We start from the raw sequence: 19080 nt of genomic DNA, 5'->3' as shown, positions 1-19080 counted from the left end.
TACTCACACGTTTATCGCTGATCCAGTCCAGATCAATGGATTTTACACCATTTTCAACAGTGAGGGTTTCTGAGGCTTTTCCATTATAATCGCCGCCTCGGATAAAATATGAATTATCGATCTCGCTATAGGTGGATTGTGAAGCAGAAGCAGTCAGGGAAGATGCTGAAAGTGCCTCAGTTTCCTGATTCAATGCTGGAGTGTTCGCTTGGAGGTAGGGTTGGATCAGGGAGAAGACGTAAGAACCAGTGCGAACCTTGGCATGGTCCCAAGATCCGACTTTAACTACACGTCCGCCGGGAAGCTTAGCGTTGTCGACTGTGACCACTCCATCATTCTTACCAAAGGAGGAGAGGTAAAGTCCGCCCAGTATGTAGGAAGCAGTGCCGCCAGACCAGTTATCACCAGCAAACGTGAAGAATGGAACTGTAGTCGCATTACTAAGTGAATCGGTCTTGGTTCGGAAATACTTCATATAAGATGTTTGTAAAGTGGAGGTACCGGGATTTTGTGACCCGACGATATCTGCCAGCCATCCGGCCCAGCTACTGTAGGCGAGATCTGCAAGTTGTGAACCATGATGAGGACTGCTGAGGGTGATGACACGTTGTACATAAGGAGCGGCTCCGTTATATACGAGAGCGGTTTGAGTATCCACTCCACCTTTGCTGTGGGCGATGACGATAAGCTTTTTTCCAAAGTGATTGCTGATGACCTTAATTTTGTCGGCCAGAAGCTTACCATTGTCCCACATATCTTGGGATGTGCCACTTGTATCGTACAGATTAATGGTGGCTGTCTGGTATCCGGCGTCACGTGCGCGCTGAAGCATATCGTTATCATTCTTGGTCCAGACTTCAGCGCTACTGTTCAAACCATGTACGAACAATAGTGCGGGCTTGGCTGGATCAACGCGATTAGGTGGTGGACCTTCTGCCCAGCTTCCGGCGGGATCTTTTGGGGGTTGGGGTGTAGTGGAGCCTGCAAAAGCGCCAACGGGGACAAGAGTAACTGATAACAAAAAAATGAGCATCAAAACGGTGATCTTTTTCAAACTGAAAATCCTCCTTTGTAAAATAAAGTATTTTTCAAGCTTATTATACATGCCATCTTGTGGTAAATCATCAATTGTATTTCATATTTACATTAAAATTTTATTTTTTTAGTCATTTTTTAGTCAGGATATCCCTATGATTCATAGCGCATGATAATCTCGTCACACATTTTATAATGTATGGAGGATGAGTTCATGCCAGGAACTAAGAAGGTCATCAGTTTTACGATTTCTGCTGCTTTACTCGCCAGTATGGCTGCTTTGACCGGGTGCGGAAATGCCGATCATAACGTTCGTACGAACAGTACACGCTATAACGCGCAAAGCACACATCATATGGATGGTGTGAACCGTTATGGTATGGATGGTGTCAATCGTTATGGGGTTAAGTCCAATGGTATGGACGGGATGGCATTGAATGAAAATGCCAACCGAACCGGACATCCAGTCCGTAATCTGCAAGTCGATCGCAATTTGTCCAAACGTATATCCGAGATGCCGGATGTAAAGTCTGCGACAGTGCTGGTCGGTGAACGGCATGCCTATGTAGCCGTTTCCTTGAAAGACCAAGCCAACGGAACAGGTGTTGGTGCTCCAAGTGTTGACGGTACTCCAAGTGCAAATAGTATTGGACGTAACGGGAATGTACCAAGTGTGAATGGCGTTAATGGTACTAGAGGAAACCGTACTACGGATACTACAACGCCTGGAATGACAGACAATGGAGTAACCGGGAATGGAACACCTGCGCGTCGTGATGACGGTTTATTCGGTACGTTGGGTACAGGCTCGTACGGTATGTTGCGTGGCTTGACGGACAACAATCGCGCAAATACCGGAAACACCACCATCGAGGGAGCAAGAACTGCATATGAACCAAGTGATGCAGTCAAGAGCCGTATCGCTAATAAAGTGAAGCAATTTGCGCCTTCGATTGAACAGGTGTATGTATCCGCTAACCCGGACTTTGTTAAACAAGCCACTGACTTTACACACAGTGTGCAAAATGGTCATCCGATTAGAGGCTTGAGCAATGAAATGGTGGATGTGATTGAACGTGTATTCCCGACTCCGGCGGCTGGTACAAACCGTCCAATGGAAAATACAGCACCCACACGCCCACAAAATCATACGCCTGCGCCAATGAATCATCGCTAATTCAAACCCTATAAGTGTGTGCAATGCCAAAGAAAGAGCTATCCATCTCAGCGAATACGCTGGTGGATAGCTCTTTAGTTTTGGGGAATGATAACTATAACTGAATTATTTGCGCAATCCTTTAATCCATACGCCTTGCAGCTTTAAGTCTCCATCCAGTAACAGGATGTCTGCTTGTTTACCTGCTTCAAGCGAACCTGTACGATCAGCAATGTGCAAGGATCGAGCCGGATTCAGGCTGGCCATTTGTGATGCCGCGGGAATACTTATACCCACATGTTGAACCAAGTAGCGGAAGCCTTCAATCATCGTTAGTGTGCTTCCTGCCAAAGTGACCCCATCCTCCAGTCGCGCTACACCGCCCTGCACGATCACCGGCAAATCGCCGAGCGTATAATGACCGTCTTCCAGACCAGTAGCAGACATGGCATCTGTGATGAGAATGAGATTATGATCCTGCTTTAACTTAGCGAGCAGGGAAATAGCGGCGGGATGGACATGAATGCCGTCCGCGATGATTTCTGCTTCAATGCGCGGATCAGCGAGTACGGCTCCGGCGGCTCCCGGCTTGCGATGATGCAGCGGAGTCATAGCATTAAACGCATGCACCGCATGGTTCAGCCCCGCCGTCGCTGCCTGTTCAACCTCTTCATACGTAGCATCCGTATGACCGAGAGCAGCGGTAATGCCATGGCTACGCAGCCATGCAATCAGTTCCAGCGCTCCTTCCCGTTCGGGCGCAAGCGTGAGCTGGCGAACAAGGCCTGGATAGCGCTGCTCCCATTCTGCCACCCATGAGAGATTCGGTGGCACGATATGTTCTGGGTTTTGCGCTCCAGGCCAGTTCGGACTGATGAACGGCCCTTCCAGATGTACGCCCTCCAACTGAGCATAGGGCATAGGTAGTGCCATGTATGCGTGAACTTCACTCAATACCCGGTCAATCTGTTCCTTGGGCGCGGTCATGGTGGTAGCCAGCATAGCCGTCGTTCCTTGTGAACCGTGAAAGGAGGTGATCGTATCCAGCACCCTTGCACTGGAGTTCATAAAGTCCTCACCGTTACCGCCGTGAACATGAATATCAATAAAGCGCGGCGGTTTCTTCCTGATTTGCCAAGACTACCGCTGTCCAATCGGCGGGTAAATGCTCTTCTGAACCAGCGTACACAATGGATTGCCCCTCAATGACGACAACCCCCTTTTCAATGATGTCATTTCCAACGACAACTTGCCCATACAGTAGCTGGGGTACGTTACCACTCATTTCATTTGACTTCAATTGAACCATCCTCCTCCTGCTTTCTGATCCAGTAAGATAAGTACGTTAGGGTGACATTGCAGCAGAGAAGCCGGACACTCAGTCGTGACGGGTCCAGTTAAAGCCTGCTTTATAATATCAGCCTTATCCGCACCGAAAGCCACCAGTATAATTTGCTTCGCCTTAAGAATCGTGCCTACTCCCATCGTAACTGCTTGCCTGGGTACAGCATCTATATCGCCAAAAAATCGAGCATTCGCCGAGCGCGTACTTTCTTTCAAATCTACAACATGTGTGGCTCCAGTCAAGCGGTGACCAGGTTCGTTAAAGCCGATATGACCATTATGACCAATGCCAAGCAATTGCAGATCCACGGGTCCATGGTCCAAAATGGCCTGCTCGTGCGCTGCACATTCTGCTGCCAGATCCAGTGCATTTCCGTCAGGGACACGTGTATGGGATATGGGAATATCGATATGCTGGAACAAGTGCTCATTCATAAAGCTTCGATAGCTCTGCGGATGTTCTGGGGGAAGACCAACATACTCATCAAGATTCACGGAATAGGCTCGTGCAAAACTGACCTGTCCCTTGCGGTACATATCTGCAAGATGTTGGTAAATGCCAATCGGCGTACTACCGGTGGCCAGGCCAAGCATGGCCTGTGGTTTGGATAGCAGCAAGCTGGCGATCACAGCGGCGGCAGTAGCGTTCAGGTCTTCACGGCTGTTCAAAATGCGTATGTTCATCTTAGTGACCCCCTGGTTGTTTTTTGAGCTTGCTCACTTGTTGATATGAACCTTCCAATCTCGGAATATATTTGTCAAAATCTGCGCTCACCATACCTGTAAACAGAATATCTATGATATGAAGCTGGGCGATGCGGGAGGCCATGTCCCCACGTCGCATTCCTTCCTCCAATGAGGAGGAAAATAGCGCAATATCTGCAAGACCTGCCAGCGTATTGTTTCCGAAGGAGGTCAGGGATAATGTCTTGGCCCCCTGCTCCTTTGCGCAGCGTAGAGCCGCAATGGTCTCCTGGGTTTCTCCTGAATAAGAGACGGCAAAGGCGACATCTCCTGCTCCGAGCGAGGAGGCAGAGGTAATCTGCATATGCGAATCTGCAAAGGCAGTGCTGTTCTTGCCAATACGGATGAGCTTCTGGTAAAAATCCTGTGCCACAATCGACGATGTCGCCATCCCATAGAGATCAATGCGGCTCGTGGCTGACAGCCATGCAATGGCCTGCTCCAGCTTGTCGTAATCCAGCAGTCGGGTCGTGTCCGCAATGGATGCGGTATGGTTCGACTGAATAGCCTGCACGATTCGGGAAAGTGAATTTCCGGCGACAATATCCTGATAGGATTCTTCACCATTACGGTTGGAGTGGGACAACTCGGCGGCCAGCTTCATTTTGAAATCGGGATAGCCTTTAAAATGTAGTGATTTGCAAAACCGCGTAACGGTCGCCGCGCTCACACCACAACGCTCTGACAGCTCCCGAATACCCAAATGCAGCACATCTTCCGGGGATTGCAGGATGGATTCCGCCAGCTTGCGCTCCTGTACGGGAAGCTGCTCCAGTCTATGGGCTAATGTATGAAGAATGGGGGACATGAGCTGTGCTCCTTTGGCTGTAGAATGTTTGTATGAAAAAAAGTATCGTATACAAGAAGAATATAAGGAAAAACATTTTCATGTGTATTGTAAAATAATTCTGCCGCTCATGCAAGAGATGTGAGGAGAATTTTTATTAGATTTTGCGAAAAAATAGCTGGCGAAAATTGTAGAAGTTATCATACATTAATTTACATATTGCGAGTTTTATTTACAAAACAACCTATTGACTTGTCTCTTCATTGGAGGAGTATAATTGAATAAAGTTCCAGTGAAGGAATTTATCTAGGAGCTTTGCAGAGTACATCGTTGGGCGGAACAAATATAATCTCATTCACAAGGAGGAGTTTGCTATGCAAAGCCAAGTGATTGAAATGATCAGCGCGGTCAAGGAAGATCCTGAACTGGTCGCTAAGCTAGATGGACATTCGGACATTATTCATGATGCCGGACTGGATTCGTTGCAGTTGGTTCATTTCATGCTGCAAGTGGAGGATGCGTTTGATGTGGAGATTGATTTTGATTCCTTTGAGCTAGAGCATTTGAGCTCGGTAGATGCGTTTTGCAGCTACATTCAGGGGATCAGCGATGCGGAACAAGCGCCGCACCTAGAAGGAATGGAGACGGTCTGACGTACAGCTTGGTACATGTGCCTGAAAATCCATTAAACGAGGTGTTAGCATGCAGCCCAAAAGCAATGTGCTGATTGATGAGAAAGCGTTCAAGCTCATCAAGCGTAACCTGAAAAACGCTTCTGTATCTTACCGTAACGCCACACAGGACCCTACTTTCAAAACGGACATGCCCCAGACGATCGGCATTAAGCTGACCAACCGCTGCAACCTGAGATGTACACACTGCTTTGAATGGAACGAGGAAGGCTACCATCACCAAATGGATAAAGAAGAACAAAACATGGATCTTGCTCCGGACATGCTCCGGCAGATTTTGAGCGAAACCAAGGAAGCCAAGTCCAGACTGTACATGTGGGGCGGCGAACCGATGTTTCACCGGCGTTTTGATGAAATTTTGGACGTGCTGGCGGAAGATCGGCGCGAAATGACCTTTTGTACAAATGGATTACTTATTGATAAATATTTGGACCGGATTTTGGATTTGTCCGAAAATCTGGAATTATTAATAGCGATTGAAGGTTTTGAAAGAGAACACGATCTAATTCGCGGTAAAGGCACCTTTCAAAAAACAATGCGGCAGATGGATAAGCTGATTGAACTGCGCGACCAGGGATTGTACAAGGGACGGGTAACTGTCCATGCGGTCATTAACGATAACATGATCGGACGGATGTACGAATTTCTGCAAATGCTGGAGGACAAAAGGCTGGATCTGGTGCTGCTGACGTTCCCCTGGTACATTTCCAAAGAGACCTCCCTCAAAATGGATGAATATTTCACACATAATTTCTCCTGGCTCCGACAACTTGAAGAAAAAAATATTAGTAGCTGGCATGCTTTCAAATATAAAATCAACCCAGATAACTTCGATCCTCTGATGCAGGAACTACAGCGGATCAATGAGCGAGTATGGAACATTCGCGTGCGCTATCAGCCCGGTTTGGATTATGAGGAAATTGATAAATTTATCCATGGCGAGGAAATGGTCAGTCGTTGTTCCAATCATTGTTTGGCGCTCACCTCCAGAACAGATATTTTACCAGACGGGAAGGTCATGCCTTGCAAATTTTTCAGTGAATTCACGATTGGAAGCATGCGTGAGCATAGTCTGAAGGAGATATGGAACTCGGATGCGTATGAGAAAACTCGTCAAAAGATTAATCATGAAGGATTGACTCCGGTGTGCTCCAAATGCAGCGTATTGTATCTGCACGGGGCAGGCTCTCTGAAATACATTTAGTTTTCTATGGATGTTGTTTGTTACTGGATGGAAGAGAGAGGGATGATGACAAGACGTGACGACTAAAACTATTAACCTTGTGGAAGCGCTTGCGCATGAACGGGATCATGGAGTCCTGATTTGGCTGTTTAATATCGGCGCAGAGCAAGTGTGGCATCCATCCCCCCGCAAGGGGGGCATGGTAGACCGGGATGAACAACAAGTCGTAAACCGGATGGAGGAAATGAATCTCCTGCTATGTCGAAGTCAGGATGTCATTGTACTTCGGGAACAGCCGGATGAGGCGTTTCTGGACATGCTCCAACGGTTGGGCTTTAGCCTGCCGCGTATTGAGGTGCCGGAGCCTTCTGATCCGCTAACGCCGATTTCAGAGCTGGTGCTGGCGGATGAGGCGCTTTTGGCACGACTGCGCACGGTTGCAGATGCAGGCCACAGCAGCGGCGGAGCCAAAGCGTGGCTCGTCCCCTATGCGGTCACACCGCAGGAGGAAGCGATTGCGGAGCTTTGCGGGCTAGAGCTGATCGGTGCTCCATCCGCGGTCAGTGCTCAGGTGAATGATAAAATATTCAGCCGCCTGACCGCGCAAAAGCTTGGTTTTGCCGTCAGCGAAGGCGCTGTATGTGCAGACGAATCGGCGATCCGCAGGGAGTGTGCCAGACTGGCTGACTTATCGGATGGACCTGTGAAGCTGATTATCAAGCAACCGCACGGTGCCTCAGGACAAGGCATGTATATGCTGGACGAGCTGTCCAAGCTGGACACACTGCTGAGTGTGATGAAGCGTTTTGGCGGCTCGTCGCCATCTTCCGGCGGTTGGCTGGTGGAGCGCTGGCACAATAAGCAGATGGATCTGAACTACCAGCTCTGCATTGACGAGGGCGGTGGTGTGACGATGTTTTCGCTAAAAAGGCAAAACGTGGATGGCACCGTATATATCGGATCTCAAGTGCCGGCTGAGATTGGCGATGCGCTGGAGGAAGAAGTGAGACGCTGCGCCTATCAGCTGGGTACGCATCTCTATTCCATTGGGTATACGGGAATGGCCTCTATTGACGGTTTTGTTGACGAAGAAGGTTTGCTGGTTCCAGTCATTGAGATAAATGGTAGATTTACGTTGTCTACCTATATTTCGTTCCTGTCATCCGTCCTGGGAGAACAGCATAAAACATTATCCCGTTATTACCGCAACGTTACCGCTACACCTCTCACCTACAGCCGCTTGTGCGGGTTGCTCGCGGAGGAGGGCTTGCTCTATACGCCCGAACGTCCAGAAGGGGTGTTTGTGTATACGGCGGGTACATTGTCTGGTATTCCTGTGAAGCGGGGCTATGTGAACCGGATTTTCACACTTATTTTGGCAGACAGCTGGCAGGAAGCTGATGCTTATGCGCACAAATTGGAAGGTATTATTGCTGGATTAGGATGCTCATAAATTGGAGGGAATCAAAAATGAAAACAGATGTATACCATGTAGTACCCTTGCTGGAAAAGATTTTGAAACTGGCTCCGGGAGAACTGGAACAGTTGACTCCGGATCAGGATCTGCGAACCTTGGGGCTGAATTCCTTATCCGCTGTGGAATTAATTGTAGAGTTGGAAAATGAGCTTGATATTACGATGGAGGACGACGATCTAGTGCTGGAGCATCTATCTACACTGCAAGGCATCGAGCGTCTGCTGGGCAAATATGCATAAGGGCGCTGAAAAGACAAGTTTAATGCAGGAATCCGATATGGAGACTCGTCAAGATTCTGTTGTGGACTATGGTGCAGAAGAAGTGGCAAACGCTCTTCCAGGGAAACATTGTGTATATTCTTCCCTGCGTACCTCATTGCGGAGGTACGGGGTGAACATGGCCGAATCCGAGCTATTCATGCTGTGTGGGAGTATGTGCGCAGAGTATGGTGGAGATTTGAAGCGCTTCGGACCTGAGAAATATCCGGAGCAGCTTCAAGAAATGGCAGCCAGTGGTGGACCTGTTATTCGGGTGGAACCGTGGGTCGCTGGTGTCAGCGATGAAACCAATCTGTTGCAGGTACTCACATCGGGTTACGGTACCATGCTGCATACGTCGAGCACCGCTTTAACCTATCACGATGTATATGTGAAAAATTACCCAAGGGGCCACGTGATTGAGTTGTGCGGGTTGGACTTGCAAGAACGGACAGCACAGGTGAATGATAGCTTCCTGCTCGATTCCTCGGGACATGCCATGACTTATGTGGGCTCAGCCCGGCTCGACGATCTGATGCAGGGCATTATTGAGTATGCATGGCTGGTGGAGCAGCCTGCCCCGCTTTCGCCAAGTGAGATGCATGCTGCGTGTGCTCATCATATTCGACAGTATTTGACTGGACACGAAGCCATCTGGAGAGGCGTACCTACGTCTAATGAGTCGGAAAGTCAAACGGGGAAAGCTGTGACAGGCAAGCAGGTCAAGCGGGGAGATGAGGGGTACCGGGCATTTGTCGGTGACTTCCATCTGTTGGCAGACATGGAGGATCAGGATTTTCGGACGTACTGTCATGAAATCTATTACAATCTGCGATTGGGCAGCGCCCTACATTTGACGGATTATACAGCTGATTATTGCCTGCTGCATCAAGCCACGCTGGGACCACAAACACAGCATGTAATTGAATTGGCACAGGCGCTGTACGCGGATTGGCACAAGCTTAATCTGCATATTTACAAAACAGGGCTTCAACTGCGCAAGCATCGGATGCCTGAAATTACGGAACGAGCTTTGCATTTAATTGAAAGACAGCGGCATATGCTGGAGGAACTGATGATTTTAGCAGAGCAAGCAGCCGAGTAGTCCAAGCATTCGGCCGTATAAGAAACGTTCATCAGGTGTCCTGCACAGAGGAAAGAGGAGGGGAATTGATTGCCGTCCATTACATTAAACCAATTGTCGAAAACATTTACGTACTACAAAAAGGAGCCGGGCGTGCGCAAATCGTTACAAAACTTGTTCAGGCGTGAGCAGCTGACCAAAGAGGCTGTGCAAAATGTCAGCTTTAGCATTGAGGAAGGCGAAATTGTCGGATTTCTCGGTCCAAACGGGGCGGGCAAAACAACGACGCTCAAAATGCTGTCTGGCATTCTCCATCCCACGGACGGGGAGGCATCGGTACTTGGCTTTACCCCGTGGAAACGACAAAAAGAGTTTAAACGTCAGTTTTCCATTGTAATGGGACAGAAAAACCAGCTCTGGTGGGATTTGCCTGCAAGCGAGTCATTCGAGCTGAACAAGCTTATCTATGAAATCGATGAAAACCGTTATAAAGAGGCACTAGATGAACTGGTCACTCTGCTTGGGGTGGAGGAGCAGCTTCATGTGCAGGTTCGGCGGCTGTCTCTCGGCGAGCGTATGAAAATGGAACTGATTGCCGCGCTGCTGCATCGTCCACGGGTCATTTTGCTGGATGAGCCGACCATCGGGCTGGACCTTGTTTCTCAGCGGCGGATTCGAGAGTTTTTCAAAGCCTATAACCGCACGCACCGGACGACCATCCTGCTGACAAGCCACTACATGAAGGATATTGAGGATTTGTGCAGTAGATCCATCATTATCAGCGGGGGCAGATTGGTCTATGACGGAGACTTACACAAGGTGAATGAGGTCATCGGTGCCCGTAAATTACTCAAGGTTCGACTGGAGACCCCCGTATCCAGCCTAACGTTGGCGAGCCTCGGCAAACTTCGCTCCAATTCGGAGCTGGAGGCGGTATTTGAGCTGGACGCAGAAGATACCTTGGCTTGGTCCAAAAAGATTTTGGACGCACTGTCTGTCGTTGATTTTACGATTGAGGACGTCCCGCTGGAAGAGGGAATAGCCAATTTGTACGATGGGGGCAGGCTGGCCGATGCGAAATAACAAATATGTGAAGGTACTCCAGCTTGGTATGCAAAACGAAATGGAGTATCGGGCTAATTATTGGCTCCAAATGGCGGGATTTATGCTGCCGATCATGACGCAAATTTTTCTCTGGCTAGCTGTATTCGGTTCTTCGGGACAAGCAAGAGTGCTGGGCTATTCTCTGCCAGAAATGCTGGTGTATGTGGTCATGGCGGGAGTAACTGGAAAACTGATTGCTACGGGCTTTGAATACGAAATTGCTACAGATATCAAGGAAGGTGGACTGGCAAAATTCATGGTACAGCCTGTGCATTATTTTGCTTACCGTTTTTGCCGGTTTATCGGAGGCAAAGTCATACAGTCTGCGGTCGTGCTGCTGGCGGCTGCTATTTTGCTGTTATGTCTTAGCCTGGAGGGACAAATCAGCTTCGGGCTATCGTACATCCTGCTTTACATATTGGCGTTGCCGGGAGCGCTTGTGCTTAATTTTGTGGTCTATTATGCGCTGAGCGGCATAGCCTTTTGGGTGACGGAATCGGCGGGACTATTTTATACGCTGTCGCTTGTCATTTACGTAGCTAGCGGTACCGTGTTTCCGCTGACGATTTTTGGAGATGTTTTGGCCCGTCTGTTCAGTCTGCTACCGTTCAGCTACACCGTATTTTTTCCGGTGAATGCGTTGACGGGCAAGCTGACTGTGCTGGAAGCCGCTAAAGGCATTGGCGTGCAATGGCTCTGGATTGTAGTGCTGGCGGCCCTATCACGCTGGGTGTGGCAAGCCGGGGTCAAACGCTTTGTCTCGGTGGGGGGTTAACATGAAAAATGTTTTCCGAAACGTTAGGCGCTACATCAGACTGTACTGGAAGTTTGTCCAGTTTTCCGTCATGTCGCAGATGGAATACCGTATTAATTTTATAACTGCATTTCTGGTTGAAACGGCTTATTTGCTCATCAAGTTGCTGTACGCATCGGTTCCATACCGCGCCGGGACGGATATTAATGGCTGGTCTCCTGACGCCATATTGTTATATATCGGCGTATTTACGATGATGAGCGGATTTTATAGTGGATTGTTCTACAGTAATTTTACAAGCCTGCCTGACAAAATTCGTACCGGCTCACTGGACGTGCTCATGACCAAACCCGTATCGCTGCAATTTATGGTAACACTGCGTCAATTTGAACTGGGCTATACCGTGCCGAATGTAATTGGCGGCGGAATTATGACGGGGATCGGCTGGTATCGACTCGGATTGCCGTTTAATTTTGAAACCGTAGGAGGGTTCTCTGTGCTGCTCGCATGCGGAGTGCTTACGGCATACTCCGTATTTTTGCTCCCCCAACTACTGGCCTTCTGGATCATCCGCACGAACGGCGTTACGGAGCTGTCCAACAGCATTTTCGAGACAAACTATGTGCCGATGGCCGTGTACAGTAATCTGATTCAGCGTATCGGTTTGTTCGTGCTTCCGGTGTTTGTCATTTGTAATTTTCCGCCCATGTTCATTCTCGGCAAAATGGAAACCGGGTTAGTGGTATGGGCATTTCTCGCACCTCTCTGGCTGCTGGCGATCATCCGCCTGATATGGCAGTTTGCTCTACGTGATTATACGAGCGCGAGCCAGTAGCGCTACCGTGTAGTAGGCCAATAATGAAGCAGGAAAGGAAGCGAATCATATGAATGCGATACCGAATCAGCGTCATTTGTATATGGGAACGTTCGAAGCGGAGGCTTACTGGCGGGATGCCCAGTTAGCTTCCCTGCCAGCTCTGCCTGACCGGGCTTCTTCTGCGATTGTAGCAGCCATGGATGAACTGCTGTTCAGCTTTTGCCAGCCGGGAGATGCGTTATTGACCCGTTATGCCATTTCGCCCGTACAGCGTCAGTATATCGCGCAGTTGGGCTTTCATCCGGCTGTCAACGAACGGGACTTGACCGATGGCATGGAGCGTGCAGGCAATGTGTCGACCGCATCAGTATTTGAACTGCTGGGCAGTCGCAAGGCCGATGCCGGAGAGGGGTTTCCTCAACTGGAAGGCTGTGTGCTTAGCCCGTTTGCGGGTTTACCGCATGTGGAGGAGGCTGCACGTGCTTGGGGAATAACACTGCATCAGCCGCCGCTGGAAACGATTCGCAAGGTAAATGCCAAAACGTATTCCTCTGATCTGAAACGCAGTCTTGGTCTGCGCAACCCGGGCTATATTGTGACTTCGTTTGCAGATGTTGCTGAGGCGGGGCGTAAGCTGCTACGGGATGGAAGCTTTTTAATCAAGGATGATTTTGGCGTATCGGGCAAAGGAAACCTGCACATTACCTCGACACAAATGCTGGACCGGATCGTATCGTATTTGCGTGGACAGGAGCGTAAAGGCAAACAGGTGCTTTTCCTTTTGGAGCCTTTTCAAGAGAAAGAGCAGGACTTTTCATGCCAATTTACGATTGGTGATGATGGGAGTGTCGATATCTTATCTGTACAATGGCTGGCTAACACTCAATTCTCCTATCGGGAATCCTTGTCGCCGGACGGGGCATTTTTGGAGCGGCTGGAGCGCGAGGGCTATTTTAGCTTGATGCAGGATGTGGGACGGCAATTGTATCAAGATGGTTATTATGGCGATGTTTGCATTGATTCCATGACACTTCGTGGTGGGAAGCTGGAGCCAATTATCGAAATTAATGCTAGAAAGTCGATGAGCTTGATCAAGCATCAGCTCGATACCTTTCTGGCCAGGAAAAATATGCGTGGCACGCTGACGAATTATTCGCTGTCCCATGATGGCAGTCTATCCTATGAAGAACTGCTGGAAGGGCTGAAAGGTGAAGGATTGTTATTCACAGGTGAACGTGAAGAAGGCGTCATGCCTCTGGGTGCCAATACGTTATATGTGAACACAGGTGGACGAGATGGCGAGAACAAGATTGTGGGCCAAACAAGCACGCCAAGCAGAAATGCAACTGGGCGCGGAGGCAGATCATCTGCCAAGCAGGTTCGTGTGAGCGGGATTGGGGCCAACGATGGCGGATCAGAAGGGAACGGCTTGGGTAAGCCGGACTTGAATGGTAAAAAAGAAACCGCTGGAAGCGAACGGGCACGAGGCAAGGGTCGTCTTTATTTGGAACTGGTTGCTGCGAGCGATGAGGAAAAAATGCGATTGACTACAAAGCTGGAGCGTTTTTTGGCAGAGCATCATTTTACAGTGCTGAATTAAACGGGAGGCGTATGAGCATGCGTAAGAATACGGATAAGCTTATGAAGGTAACGATTTTGTGTTCCGGTTTCGGATTGGGCTTTTATACCCCTGGCTTGTTGTTGCAAGCGGGTCTTCGCAGGCTGGGCGTGGATACGGCGATTCATGTATTTGAAAATGTGCTGCCAGAATCGGCCCGTCTCAAGGTCGACAAAAACCGCAAAGCTTACCATGACAATTTTGCGGTGGCCTTAATGTCACAAAAGGTTCCGCAGGATATGCGTAATTCACTGGATCTCGCAGCGATGGAAGTACTGCTGAACCAATGGATAGAGGAAGATCGGCGGTATTTTATGTGCTTATCCGGTCATTGGATGTATGTACTGGAGGAGTATCGCAAGCGCAGAGAACCGAAGTCGGTGCATGTGGACATTGTGTATATGGATTCGACACCTTCTCCTTCCTGGAAAAATCTAGCCAAGCATAACCCACGTTTTGCGGATGGCTGTGGAGAAACGACCTTTTTTGAAAATGATAACAATAGAGTCAGCCACTATATTGATGTGCCGGCCGTGGAGTATGTACCGTTTGAAGCACGGCAATCCCGCTTATTCGTACATGGCGGCGGCTGGGGCATGGGCACCTACCGTGACAAGGTTGGACGGTTGGAAGAAGCGGGCTGGGAGCTGGATCTGCTGTTGTATGATCAGGATCAACCGGATGAACAGCGGGACAGTATACGCTATTTTCAGATGGACCCGCAGTGGAGGACATGGCAGCGAAATGAAGCCGGAGAGCATACATTTCCACCTTTCGGAGAGGTGAAAAGAGGCGAGAAGACAGTGTATCAGGTTGGACCGGATTACCATAGCATGCTGGACCAAGCATGTCGTGTCCAGGCCATTGTCAGCAAGCCAGGTGGTGGCAGCCTAACCGATTCGTTCGCTACAGCCACTCCACTCATTATGCTGGAGCCATTTGGTGTGCATGAGAAGCATAATGCGGATCTATGGGAACGGCTTGGACTGGGTATGCGGTACGATACGTGGATACAAACCTATGACGGCAGTGCTCAGATACTGGAGGATATGCATCGCAGGATCGTAGAGCTGCGCAGTCGAACGCCGCGTTATATAGAGTCCTATGTGAACGGTATCCAAATGCCAGCAAGCTCCCCAGGAATGGAGCAGGGGTCATGAACGCTGCCGCGGCTGCGCAAGAACCTGCGATGCGAGATATTCGCTTTGGGATCATTGGCTGTTCTGCTATTGCTCCGCGTGCCTTGCTGGAACCGATCCGACATGTAGCAGGGGCACGCGTGACCGCGCTTGCGAACCGCACGGTTGCCAAGGCAGGAGAAATGGCAGATCGTTTTGGCGTCAGTGTCGTTTATCGTCATGCTGAGGATATGCTAAAGGACCCGGAGATCGACGCTGTATATATTGCGCTCAGCAACGACTTGCATGCCGAGTGGATTGGCAAAGCACTACGGGCTCATAAGCATGTGCTGGTGGAAAAACCGTTATGCCTGAATACGGCTGATCTTGCTCCCTTGGCAGCGACAGTCGAACAGAGTAGCGCTTACCTGCTGGAGGGAGTCATGGTGCAGCACCATCCTTGGCAGCATGAGCTGCGGAGGATCGTAGAATCGGGGCGTTATGGTCGCTTATGCTCCATAGAGACGAGTCTATGCATTCCGGCAAAAGAAGGACATGCGGACAATTACAGATCTCGTCCAGAGCAGGGTGGGGGATGCTTTTGGGATCTGGGCGTGTACTGGCTACAGCTGCTTCAAGCCGTCGTTGGATTGGAGCAGGCTGAATTCCACAGTCAATCGGATTTTGATGGTCCTCATGGCTGTGACTGGACATTTCGTGCGCAAGCCCGTTATCCGAGCGGATTGAAGGCATCTGCCCTCTTTTCATTTGAGCGCCCTTATCACTGTGCTCATGTACTGACCTTTGATTCGGCAGTAGTCACTTTAAAGGACTGCTTTCGGGCAAATTTAGGTTTTTATAAAATGACACTCAAGACGGAAATAAAGAAGGATATCATGCCGAATATAACGGATGCGGACGCACTGCCTGTGTTATCACAGACATCCTTGCATACCAAAACGGTTTTCGAGCCTATGAACTATTATGTCAATCAGTTGAATACCTTTTGCAGCATCATCCGGGGAGAAGCGGAGCCCATTCCATTTCGCGAGACTGCTGAACGCGTCAGACTGCTGGCAGCCATTCATGAAGCAGCACGCTCGGGCGAGACGATCTATGCAGTATGAGTATGATTGTGTTTTCGAGCGGTGGGGAGCGAATGATGCAAAATACTGAGTATCAAGGCAAAGAGAGGAGGGGAATTCAGTAGATGGATAAAAAGGACGAAGCCCTACTGGAGCGTTTCGGCGAGCATCCGACGCCATTTTACTATTATGATGGGGACGCGCTGCATGCTCACGTCAGCTCGTTGCTATCCCGATTGCACCCGGCCGTGCGTGTACATTACGCGCTCAAGGCTAATGGTAACGTAGCCTTGGCTGGGTTGCTGCGCTCGTTAGGTTGTGGTGTTGAGATTGCTTCTGCTGGAGAAATGTTCGTCGCTATGGAGGCCGGGTATGCTGCGGAAGACGTGCTGTACGCCGGACCGGGAAAAACAGTAGCTGAGCTGACCGAGGCGATAGCCTATGGAATCGGCTGTATTCATGTCGAATCGGTGAGGGAGCTGCGTCTGTTGGAGGACATTGCTGCCCAAGCGGGGCAGCTTGTTAGGGCAGCGGTTCGCATCAATCCCGATAACGATCTGTCTGGAGCAACGATTAAAATGGGCGGTGTTCCGCGCCCCTTTGGAGTGGATGAAGGGCAGCTGGATCACTTTTTTAAGGTGCTGGAAGATTGCCCACACGTCCATTTTCAAGGTATTCAGGTATATACAGGTACGCAAATGTTGAAATCGGATCAGATTTTAGCTTCATTTGCGAATACGCTACAGCTGGCAGAACGGGTACAGGCTCAGTATGGTGTGGCAATGCATACGGTCAATTTGGGCGGCGGGTTTGGTGTACCTTATTTTGCTCATGAGCAACCACTTGATATGGATCACGTCATTGACGGACTGAACGCACTCGCGGAGCAGACCCGAACCCGCATGCCCGGGGTTAAGCTAATCATCGAAAGCGGCAGGTATCTGGTTGCTCAATCGGGCATGTATGTCTGCCGAGCATTGTATACAAAGGAATCCAAGGGGGAGAAGTTTGTCGTGGCTGATGGTGGCATGAATCACTACGCCGCAGCTACTTTTCGAGGACGCCGAATTAGGGACAACTACCCGGTGCGAATTATGCGCAGGCAAGCGGGAGAATTGAAAGAGCCCAAAGAACGAGAAGTGGAAGCAACCCTATGGATGGGGCAGAGAGATGCTTCTGCTCAAACGGCTGTGGCTGTCGAACAATCATTAGAAGAGGTTGCAAACCGAATAGGAGGGCCTCTGGAAGAGGCATCCATGGAGCTTGAGACGGTAAGCATTGTCGGTCCGCTTTGTACACCCGAGGATTGTATTGTGAAAAAAGCGCAGCTTCCTCCGATTCACGAGGGCGATTACATTGCCTTTCCGAATGCAGGTGCCTATGGATTAAGCTATAGCCCACTACAATTTTTGGGACATGCTACCCCGACGGAACTGCTCGATTTTCGTGGGGAGGTGCATGTCATTCGTGAACACGGTGACCGCACAGACCTGCTGCATCATCAGCGCATGATTCCGTTGCCTGAGGATGTGCAGTAAGTATGTAAAAAAACGCCAAACTCATGGGAACCGATATAAATCGGACCTGTGATTTGGCGTTTTTACATGATCAGTAGGGTAGCATCGACTTATTGTTGCTTGGAGCTGCGCATTTCCTGACGCACAAGCTGCCATACCATAAAGATCAGTACAGCGATTTGTGGGACAAATGTTTCCCAAGTTGGATACATTCCCAGCCAGCTAATGGACGGAAGCGAGGAGGCAGTGTGCCCCGGAAGCTTACCGGCCACCTGAAGCGAATGAATACTTTCGCCCAGGAATCGGAATACGAGATAGTAAATCAGTACAGTGGCAGTCAGGAAAAAGGCGCGAATTGGCAATCGTACACTGAATTTAATGATCGCAAACGCCAGAATGACCAGAATAATCGTCGCTGAGCCAATGCCGATCAGCAATTGTGAGGTTTCGATGGCTGGAGCCATACCGACATAAAAGATAGCTGTCTCGGCTCCTTCACGCAGAATTGCGAGCGCAGAAACCGCAAATAGCGACCACAGGCTTCCTCGTGCCAGTGCGTTGCCCACGCTGTTTTCCACAAAGCGGTTCCATGCGGCAGCGTTGGATTTGCTATGCAACCAACTACCCACGGTCAGCATCAGCACGACCGCCACCAGCCCGGTGACACCCTCCAGCAGCTCACGCATGCTGCCTGATGCGGCAGCTGCCACCAGTGTGGTGAACAGCACTGCCAGAATTCCGCTCAGCACCAGCCCCGTTCCGGCTCCTGCCCATATCCAACGTCCAGCCACGGCTTCGCCGCTTTTTTTGGCATACGCCAGCAAAGCTGCGAGCACGAGGATGGCCTCCAGGCCCTCACGCAGCAAAATCAGCGCGGCATCCCACGCAGTGTAAGAACGTTCTTCCGTCAACGGACGGAGCCTGTTCAGCATCTGATCAAGAGTCTGAATGGCTTTGTCCGTATTCGGTGGAGAAGACAGCAGATATCCGGAAGTTTCGGTCATTTCATTTTCAATCGCAGTGTAAGACGTCGGATCGGAAATTTGTACATGTCCTTCGACGGAAGGCCACAGAGCGATAAACTGCACTACCTTATCAGCCGCTTGCTCTGATTGATTAGCTACAGCATCTTGGCGTGCGGATTCGAGCAAAGTGACTGCATCGGTCAGAGAAGCTACCGAACCATTTGCCGTTCCCGTAGCCGTATTGCCTGCATCTGTTCCTTGGCCTGTGTTCACAGACTTGCCCTGACTATAATCAGACAGCAGAGTCGTTAATTCCTGCATTTCCTTAAGAGCCTGTTCTTGG

Annotated in this window: 17 protein-coding genes and 1 pseudogene; 13 read left to right on the top strand and 5 right to left on the bottom strand. The window is 49.7% G+C overall.

Features of this window, described 5'->3' with window-relative positions; all coding sequences use genetic code 11:
• Positions 1 to 1054, bottom strand: a 1054-nt coding sequence (locus GRP75_RS09865; RefSeq protein ID WP_160789217.1) for an esterase/lipase family protein, incomplete at its 3' end; no start/stop codon positions are given.
• A 195-nt stretch (positions 1055 to 1249) separates the two neighbouring features.
• Here GRP75_RS09865 and GRP75_RS09860 point away from each other — a divergent pair.
• Positions 1250 to 2212 (top strand): YhcN/YlaJ family sporulation lipoprotein, encoded by a 963-nt coding sequence (locus tag GRP75_RS09860; protein ID WP_160789216.1) that lies wholly within the window; start codon positions 1250 to 1252, stop codon positions 2210 to 2212.
• 105 nt (positions 2213 to 2317) lie between these two features.
• Here the strand turns inward: GRP75_RS09860 and nagA are convergent.
• From nagA to GRP75_RS09845, 3 genes and pseudogenes are all read right to left on the bottom strand, one after another.
• Positions 2318 to 3491, bottom strand: a pseudogene (nagA, locus tag GRP75_RS09855) (N-acetylglucosamine-6-phosphate deacetylase).
• Positions 3488 to 4219, bottom strand: a complete 732-nt coding sequence (gene nagB, locus GRP75_RS09850; protein ID WP_160789215.1) for a glucosamine-6-phosphate deaminase — start codon at positions 4217 to 4219, stop codon at positions 3488 to 3490. The pseudogene nagA and the gene nagB overlap by 4 nt, the downstream one beginning before the upstream one ends.
• Before the next feature lies 1 nt (position 4220).
• Complete coding sequence (locus GRP75_RS09845) at positions 4221 to 5087, bottom strand: MurR/RpiR family transcriptional regulator (RefSeq protein WP_160789214.1); 867 nt, start codon at positions 5085 to 5087, stop codon at positions 4221 to 4223.
• Positions 5088 to 5440: 353 nt separating this feature from the next.
• Between GRP75_RS09845 and GRP75_RS09840 the strand changes: the two genes are divergently transcribed.
• The 12 genes from GRP75_RS09840 to GRP75_RS09785 all read left to right on the top strand — a co-directional run bounded on the left by GRP75_RS09840 (position 5441) and on the right by GRP75_RS09785 (position 17793).
• Positions 5441 to 5719, top strand: a complete 279-nt coding sequence (locus GRP75_RS09840; RefSeq protein WP_013311713.1) for an acyl carrier protein — start codon at positions 5441 to 5443, stop codon at positions 5717 to 5719.
• A 49-nt stretch (positions 5720 to 5768) separates the two neighbouring features.
• On the top strand, positions 5769 to 6962 hold the full coding sequence (locus tag GRP75_RS09835; protein WP_160789213.1) for a radical SAM/SPASM domain-containing protein: 1194 nt from the start codon (positions 5769 to 5771) through the stop codon (positions 6960 to 6962).
• Positions 6963 to 7017: 55 nt separating this feature from the next.
• On the top strand, positions 7018 to 8394 hold the full coding sequence (locus GRP75_RS09830) for a preATP grasp domain-containing protein (RefSeq protein ID WP_023990062.1): 1377 nt from the start codon (positions 7018 to 7020) through the stop codon (positions 8392 to 8394).
• Between the two features lie 17 nt (positions 8395 to 8411).
• Positions 8412 to 8657, top strand: a complete 246-nt coding sequence (locus GRP75_RS09825; protein ID WP_023990061.1) for an acyl carrier protein — start codon at positions 8412 to 8414, stop codon at positions 8655 to 8657.
• A 37-nt stretch (positions 8658 to 8694) separates the two neighbouring features.
• A complete protein-coding gene (locus tag GRP75_RS09820; protein ID WP_237448978.1) occupies positions 8695 to 9780 on the top strand; it encodes a hypothetical protein in 1086 nt (361 codons plus the stop codon).
• Positions 9781 to 9849: 69 nt separating this feature from the next.
• Positions 9850 to 10842 (top strand): ABC transporter ATP-binding protein, encoded by a 993-nt coding sequence (locus GRP75_RS09815; RefSeq protein WP_013311708.1) that lies wholly within the window; start codon positions 9850 to 9852, stop codon positions 10840 to 10842.
• Positions 10832 to 11638, top strand: coding sequence for an ABC transporter permease (locus GRP75_RS09810; protein ID WP_028541504.1), 807 nt, complete (start codon positions 10832 to 10834; stop codon positions 11636 to 11638). The genes GRP75_RS09815 and GRP75_RS09810 overlap by 11 nt, the downstream gene beginning before the upstream one ends.
• A 1-nt stretch (position 11639) precedes the next feature.
• Positions 11640 to 12452 (top strand): ABC transporter permease, encoded by an 813-nt coding sequence (locus tag GRP75_RS09805; protein ID WP_071558329.1) that lies wholly within the window; start codon positions 11640 to 11642, stop codon positions 12450 to 12452.
• A 49-nt stretch (positions 12453 to 12501) separates the two neighbouring features.
• The gene (locus GRP75_RS09800) at positions 12502 to 14034 is read left to right on the top strand and encodes a hypothetical protein (protein WP_160789212.1); all 1533 of its coding nucleotides are present in this window, start codon (positions 12502 to 12504) and stop codon (positions 14032 to 14034) included.
• A gap of 17 nt (positions 14035 to 14051) precedes the next feature.
• The gene (locus tag GRP75_RS09795) at positions 14052 to 15212 is read left to right on the top strand and encodes a UDP-glucuronosyltransferase (protein WP_160789211.1); all 1161 of its coding nucleotides are present in this window, start codon (positions 14052 to 14054) and stop codon (positions 15210 to 15212) included.
• Complete coding sequence (locus GRP75_RS09790; protein ID WP_160789210.1) at positions 15209 to 16297, top strand: Gfo/Idh/MocA family protein; 1089 nt, start codon at positions 15209 to 15211, stop codon at positions 16295 to 16297. Before GRP75_RS09795 ends, GRP75_RS09790 begins: the two co-directional genes overlap by 4 nt.
• An 83-nt stretch (positions 16298 to 16380) precedes the next feature.
• The gene (locus GRP75_RS09785) at positions 16381 to 17793 is read left to right on the top strand and encodes a type III PLP-dependent enzyme domain-containing protein (RefSeq protein ID WP_160789209.1); all 1413 of its coding nucleotides are present in this window, start codon (positions 16381 to 16383) and stop codon (positions 17791 to 17793) included.
• An 89-nt stretch (positions 17794 to 17882) separates the two neighbouring features.
• Here the strand turns inward: GRP75_RS09785 and GRP75_RS09780 are convergent.
• A partial coding sequence (locus GRP75_RS09780; protein ID WP_160789208.1) for an FTR1 family iron permease occupies positions 17883 to 19080 on the bottom strand: 1198 nt, incomplete at its 5' end.

The organism is Paenibacillus sp. OT2-17 (genome assembly GCF_009827695.1).
GTDB classification, from domain to species: Bacteria; Bacillota; Bacilli; order Paenibacillales; family Paenibacillaceae; genus Paenibacillus; species Paenibacillus polymyxa_B.
This window is presented reverse-complemented; position numbering and strand designations above follow the sequence as displayed.

Bases quoted from the DNA above. Each gene is read 5' to 3' on its own strand.
- GRP75_RS09860 (WP_160789216.1), top strand. From the start codon at position 1,250: ATGCCAGGAACTAAGAAGGTCATCAGTTTTACGATTTCTGCTGCTTTA.
- nagB (WP_160789215.1), bottom strand. From the start codon at position 4,219: ATGAACATACGCATTTTGAACAGCCGTGAAGACCTGAACGCTACTGCC.
- GRP75_RS09845 (WP_160789214.1), bottom strand. From the start codon at position 5,087: ATGTCCCCCATTCTTCATACATTAGCCCATAGACTGGAGCAGCTTCCC.
- GRP75_RS09840 (WP_013311713.1), top strand. From the start codon at position 5,441: ATGCAAAGCCAAGTGATTGAAATGATCAGCGCGGTCAAGGAAGATCCT.
- GRP75_RS09835 (WP_160789213.1), top strand. From the start codon at position 5,769: ATGCAGCCCAAAAGCAATGTGCTGATTGATGAGAAAGCGTTCAAGCTC.
- GRP75_RS09825 (WP_023990061.1), top strand. From the start codon at position 8,412: ATGAAAACAGATGTATACCATGTAGTACCCTTGCTGGAAAAGATTTTG.
- GRP75_RS09820 (WP_237448978.1), top strand. From the start codon at position 8,695: ATGGAGACTCGTCAAGATTCTGTTGTGGACTATGGTGCAGAAGAAGTG.
- GRP75_RS09810 (WP_028541504.1), top strand. From the start codon at position 10,832: ATGCGAAATAACAAATATGTGAAGGTACTCCAGCTTGGTATGCAAAAC.
- GRP75_RS09805 (WP_071558329.1), top strand. From the start codon at position 11,640: ATGAAAAATGTTTTCCGAAACGTTAGGCGCTACATCAGACTGTACTGG.
- GRP75_RS09800 (WP_160789212.1), top strand. From the start codon at position 12,502: ATGAATGCGATACCGAATCAGCGTCATTTGTATATGGGAACGTTCGAA.
- GRP75_RS09795 (WP_160789211.1), top strand. From the start codon at position 14,052: ATGCGTAAGAATACGGATAAGCTTATGAAGGTAACGATTTTGTGTTCC.
- GRP75_RS09790 (WP_160789210.1), top strand. From the start codon at position 15,209: ATGAACGCTGCCGCGGCTGCGCAAGAACCTGCGATGCGAGATATTCGC.
- GRP75_RS09785 (WP_160789209.1), top strand. From the start codon at position 16,381: ATGGATAAAAAGGACGAAGCCCTACTGGAGCGTTTCGGCGAGCATCCG.